Here is a 5,240-nt window from a genome sequence, read left to right as displayed (position 1 = left end):
CACCCGCGGGGGCGCTGGGCCGGCCGGCGCACCCCGACGTCGCCATCGTCGACCCGGACTCGCTTGATCGTTGTCCGGCAGCGGTTCTCGATGTCCATGGCAAGGTACTCAATCCCGACGAGGCCATCGGCGAGATCGTCGACCAGCGCGGTGCGCCCGATTTCGAGGGTTACTACCGCAACGACGCCGCGGATGCCGAACGGGTCCGCAACGGCTGGTACTGGTCCGGCGATCTCGGGTACCTCGACGATGGCGGGTTCCTGTACTTCGCCGGCCGGCGCGGTGACTGGATCCGGGTGGACGGCGAGAACATCTCCGCACTCAACATCGAACGCGTCATCCGGCGTTGTCCGGACGTGATCACCGCGGGGGTCTACGGCGTACCCGACCCCCGCTCGGGCGATCAGGTGATGGCTGCCGTCGAGGTCGCCGATCCCGAGACGTTCGACGTCGACGGGTTCACGGCGTTCCTGGCCGCCCAGCATGACCTGGGGGCCAAGGGAACCCCACGCTTCATCCGGGTGTCGGGCAGCTTGCCCGCCACCGGATCCCACAAGGTGCTCAAACGGGATCTGCAGGCGCAGCGCTGGCACACCGCCGAACCGGTGTACCGCTGGGCGGGCCGGGGCCGTCCGCGCTACCGCCGGATGACCGACGCCGACCGGCAGGCCCTGGATGCGGAGTTCGCCACGCACGGAAGGAAAATCCATGCATGACTGAATGGGACGAGACGACCGATGTGCTGGTGGCCGGATCCGGCGCGGGCGGGGTCACCGGCGCGTACACCGCCGCACGAGAGGGTCTCGACGTCATCCTGATCGAGGCCACCGACAAGTTCGGCGGCACCACCGCGTACTCGGGCGGGGGTGGGATGTGGTTCCCCTGCAACCCGGTTCTGCTGCGCGCGGGCACCGACGACAGCATCGACGACGCGCTGGAGTACTACACCGCGGTGGTCGGGGACCGCACGCCGAAAGCACTGCAGGAGACCTACGTGCGCAGCGGTGCGCCGCTCGTCGAGTACCTCGAGTCCGACGAGTTGCTGAAGTTCACCCTGCTGCCCTGGCCCGACTACTTCGGCAAGGCCCCGAAGGCACGCGCCGACGGCATGCGGCACATCGCGGCCAAACCTCTCAAGGTCGCGGCCGCACCCGCGCTGCGCGAACTCGTCCGCGGGCCGCTGGACGCCGACCGGCTGGGCCGGCCCCAACCGGAGGACTATTTTGTCGGCGGGCGTGCGCTCATCGCCCGGTTCCTTGCGGCCTCCGAGAAGTATCCGCACTTCTCCGCCCGCCGGAACACGGCGCTCACCGAGCTGGTTGTCGACGACGGTGCCGTCGTCGGCGCGATCGTCGAGACCGACGGGCAACGCCGGGCCATCCGGGCCCGGCGCGGGGTGCTGTTGGCCGCAGGCGGTTTCGAACACAACGACGACATGCGGCAGTGCTACAGCGTTCCCGGGAACTCACGAGACACCATGGGGCCGTTGGGCAACCGGGGCCTGGCCCATCTGGCAGCGATGGCCATTGGGGCAGACACCGATTTGATGGACCAGGCGTGGTGGTCGCCGGGACTGACCCATCCCGACGGCACCTCGGCCTTCGCGCTGTGGTTCACCGGGGGGATCTTCGTCGACGACAACGGACGCAGGTTCGTCAACGAGTCGGCGGCCTACGACCGTCTCGGGCGCGAGATCCTCGCTGCGATGGACGCAGGCACAGTCACGCTGCCGCTCTGGATGATCTACGACAACGCCGAGGACGGCGTCCCGCCGGTCAAGGCGACCAACGTCTCGACGGTCGAGCCGGCGAGATACGTGGACGCGGGCTTGTGGCGCACTGCCGACACCCTCGAACAACTCGCCGCCGAGATCAGCGTGCCACCGCAGAATCTGCTGGACACGGTGACGCGGTTCAACGAGTTCGTGCGGCACGGCAGCGATGATGACTTCGGCCGCGGCGACGAACCCTACGACCGCGCGTTCTCCGCCGGCGCCCCACCGCTCTACCCGATTGAACGTGCGCCGTTCCACGCGGCCGCATTCGGCGTGTCCGATCTGGGCACCAAGGGCGGTCTGCGCACCGATACCGCCGCGCGGGTGCTCGACGCGGCGGACAATGTGATCGTCGGACTCTACGCAGCCGGCAACACGATGGCAGCACCCAGCGGCACCGTCTACCCCGGCGGCGGCAATCCGATCGGAACCAGCATGGTCTTCAGCCACCTGGCTGTGCTGGACATGGAAAAAGGAGTCAGCCATGAGTGAGACAGCGACCGAGAACGTCCGCGAGATCGACACCGGCGCCGTGATGACGCGATTCGCCCGCGGTTGGCACTGCCTGGGCCTTGCCGAGTCCTTCCGCGACGGCCAGCCGCACGGCATCACCGCGTTCGGCACCATGCTCGTGGTGTTCGAGGATTCCAAGGGCGCGCTCAACGTCCTGGACGGCTACTGCCGGCACATGGGCGGCAACCTCGCCCAGGGCACCATCAACGGCGACGACATCGCCTGCCCGTTCCACGACTGGCGCTGGGGCGGCGACGGCAAGTGCACCCTGGTGCCGTACGCCAAGCGGACCCCGCGGCTGGCCCGCACCAGGGCCTGGCTCACCACCGAGGTCAACGGTCAGTTGCTGGTCTGGCACGACTCCGAGGGTTCCACTCCCCCAGCTGAACTGACCCCGCCGACGATCGAAGGCTTCGACGAGGGCCTCTGGTCACCGTGGCAGTGGAGTTCGATCCTGATCGAGGGCGCGCATTGTCGCGAGATCGTCGACAACAACGTCGACATGGCGCACTTCTTCTACATCCACCACGCCTACCCGACGTACTTCAAGAACGTCATCGAAGGGCACACCGCCAGTCAGTTCATGGAGTCCAAGCCGCGACCCGACACCTCGGCGAACTTCGACAAGCTCTGGGACGGAACGTATCTGCGTTCGGAGGCGACCTACTTCGGTCCGGCGTACATGATCAACTGGCTGCACAACGACCTCGGCCCGGACTTCACCGTCGAGGTGGCACTGATCAACTGCCACTACCCGGTCAGCCACAGCTCGTTCGTCCTGCAGTGGGGGGTGGCCGTGCAGCAGATGCCGGGGCTGCCCGCCGACAAGGCCGCCAAACTCGCCGCGGCGATGAACAGTTCGTTCGGCGAAGGTTTCCTCGAGGACGTCGAGATCTGGAAGAACAAGACCCGCATCGACAATCCGCTACTCACCGAGGAAGACGGGCCGGTGTACCAGCATCGCCGTTGGTACCAGCAGTTCTACACCGACCTCGCCGACGTCACCGCCGACATGACCGACAGGTTCGAGCAGGAGGTCGACACCACCCACGCCAACGATCTGTGGCAGCAGGAGGTTGCCGAGAACCTGGCGGCCCGCGCCCGAAGTTGAGTACAAGTACCCAACGAACAGGGACGCCCGCTGACTTAGGCTCGCTGGACAACTGGTATCGACAGGAGTTCAGCCATGAAGCTCTCGGCCGTCACCCGCTTCGCCGCCATCGCTGCGGCCCTGGCCACCGTAGCCACGGGCTGCGGCTCGGATAGCACGACCGGTTCCGCCACCTCGGAGTCGTCTGAGACCAGCACGTCGCAGGCAACGACAACCAGCGCGGCGGCCGCACCCTCGACGACCAGGATCGCTCCGCGAGACGAGGACCCGAAGGGGTCGAACCCGACGATCGTCGACTACATCGTCGCCAACGGGATCCAGGAGACCCCGATCAGCCGTAGCGATTCCGGTGCCCCTCGGATCAACCTGCCCTTCCCCGAGGGCTGGCGCGACGCCGGTCCCGACGCCCCGGAATGGACTTACGGCGCCATCCTCTACGACGGGCCCGAAGCGCGGGAGTACACGCCGAGCATCGTCGCGTTGCTGTCGAAGCTGACCGGCGATGTGGATCCGCAGGCCATTCTCGACCATGCGCCCGGCGAGTTGGCGAACCTTCCCGGTTGGAGTCCGTTGACCAACGGCCGGGAGAGCTCACTCAGCGGTTTCCCGGCATTCCAGCTCGGCGGCACCTGGGTGCAGGACGGTGTGGAGAAGATCGTCGCGCAGAAGACGGTGGTGATCCCGTGGTCCGACGGCGTCTACGTGTTGCAGCTCAACGCCGACGGCCTCGAGAGCCAGATGGACGTAGTCGGCGCTGCGACGAACATCATCGACGACGAAACCGTCATCACGCCCTGACGGAACAGCCGGTCAGCCGGCCAGTGAACCGACCACGGCGTCGATCAGGTGCGGCCCCGGCTCGCGGAACGCATCGGCCAACGCGGCCGCCAACTCCTCGGCGGTGGTCGCCCGCCGGGCCGCAACACCCATACCCTCGGCGATCTTGACGAAATCGATTGCGGGACGGCTCAGGTCGAGTAAGTCCAGCGCCTTGGGGCCCGGCGGTCGGGTGCTCGTCGCGCCGACGCGTTCCAGTTCGATGCGCAGGATGTCGTAGGCACCGTTGTCGAAGATCACCGTGGTCACGTCGAGGTTCTCTCGCGCCTGCGTCCACAACCCGGAAATCGTGTACATCGCCGACCCGTCGGCCTGCAACGACAGCACCGGCCGTTCCGGCGCGGCGATCGCGGCGCCGATTGCCGCCGGGATGCCGTAGCCGATCGCTCCCCCGGTCAGCGTCACCACATCGTGCGCCGGGGCGCCCGCCGTCGCGGCAGCGACTCCGACTCCGGCGGTGTTGGATTCGTCGACGATGATCGCCCGATCGGGAAGAAGTGCGGCCACCACAGCGGCGGCGGTGAAGGCGGTCAGATCGCCGGTCGGCAGTTCGGGCCGTGCTGCGGGCGCCACGGCAGCGGATGCGCCCGGGGCCAGTTCGTCGGCGAGCAGTTCCAGTGCCGCCGCGGCGCCGGCGCCCTCGGCCAGCAGGTACACCTCGCAACCCTCGGGGACCAGGTCGTTGGGCTTGTCCGGGTAGGCGAAGAACGACACCGGAGACTTCGCCCCGGCCAGGATCAGGTGGGCAGCGCCGGCGAGTTGCGCCTCCGCGGCCTCGGCGAAGTACGCCAGCCTCGCCACGGCGGGCACCCCCGCCCCACGTTCCAGCCGGGCGGGGAACGTCTCGCACAGCACTCTGGCCCCGGTGGCCTGCGCGATGCGGCTTGCCGCAGCCAGTCCCGGGGTCCGCGTCGCGTCCCCGCCGATCAGGATGACCGTCGGCGCACCGGATCGCAGCGTTTCCAGCGCGGCGCGGAGGCCGTCCCGGTCCACGGCGGGCGCGAC

The 5,240-nt window shown here is 68.1% G+C and carries 5 protein-coding genes; 4 read left to right on the top strand and 1 reads right to left on the bottom strand.

The annotated features are described in order from the left end of the window. The 4 genes from WA944_RS22705 to lpqN all read left to right on the top strand — a co-directional run. Nucleotides 1-716 (top strand): AMP-binding enzyme (locus WA944_RS22705; RefSeq protein WP_526647374.1); only part of this gene is annotated, 716 nt, incomplete at its 5' end. Continuing rightward, the gene (locus WA944_RS22700; RefSeq protein ID WP_526647373.1) at nucleotides 713-2,266 is read left to right on the top strand and encodes an FAD-binding protein; all 1,554 of its coding nucleotides are present in this window, start codon (nucleotides 713-715) and stop codon (nucleotides 2,264-2,266) included. The genes WA944_RS22705 and WA944_RS22700, both read left to right, overlap by 4 nt. Next, complete coding sequence (locus WA944_RS22695; RefSeq protein ID WP_526609440.1) at nucleotides 2,259-3,398, top strand: 3-ketosteroid-9-alpha-hydroxylase subunit A; 1,140 nt, start codon at nucleotides 2,259-2,261, stop codon at nucleotides 3,396-3,398. Before WA944_RS22700 ends, WA944_RS22695 begins: the two co-directional genes overlap by 8 nt. Before the next feature lie 75 nt (nucleotides 3,399-3,473). Next, nucleotides 3,474-4,196: an envelope biogenesis lipoprotein LpqN gene (lpqN, locus tag WA944_RS22690; RefSeq protein WP_526372706.1), complete on the top strand. Its 723-nt coding sequence runs from the start codon at nucleotides 3,474-3,476 to the stop codon at nucleotides 4,194-4,196. 12 nt (nucleotides 4,197-4,208) lie between these two features. On the opposite strand, the gene WA944_RS22685 is transcribed toward lpqN, so the two are convergent. Continuing rightward, on the bottom strand, nucleotides 4,209-5,240 hold a 1,032-nt coding region (locus tag WA944_RS22685), incomplete at its 5' end, for an acetolactate synthase large subunit (RefSeq protein WP_526647372.1).

Source organism: Mycobacterium sp., assembly GCF_049683355.1.
Taxonomy (GTDB): Bacteria; Actinomycetota; Actinomycetes; order Mycobacteriales; family Mycobacteriaceae; genus Mycobacterium.
The sequence above is the reverse complement of the archived record's forward strand: the minus strand, read 5'-3'. Positions and strand labels throughout refer to the sequence as shown.

Excerpts from the sequence above, each read along its gene's own strand:
- WA944_RS22700 (WP_526647373.1), top strand. The coding sequence starts at position 713 with ATGACTGAATGGGACGAGACGACCGATGTGCTGGTGGCCGGATCCGGC.
- WA944_RS22695 (WP_526609440.1), top strand. The coding sequence starts at position 2,259 with ATGAGTGAGACAGCGACCGAGAACGTCCGCGAGATCGACACCGGCGCC.
- lpqN (WP_526372706.1), top strand. The coding sequence starts at position 3,474 with ATGAAGCTCTCGGCCGTCACCCGCTTCGCCGCCATCGCTGCGGCCCTG.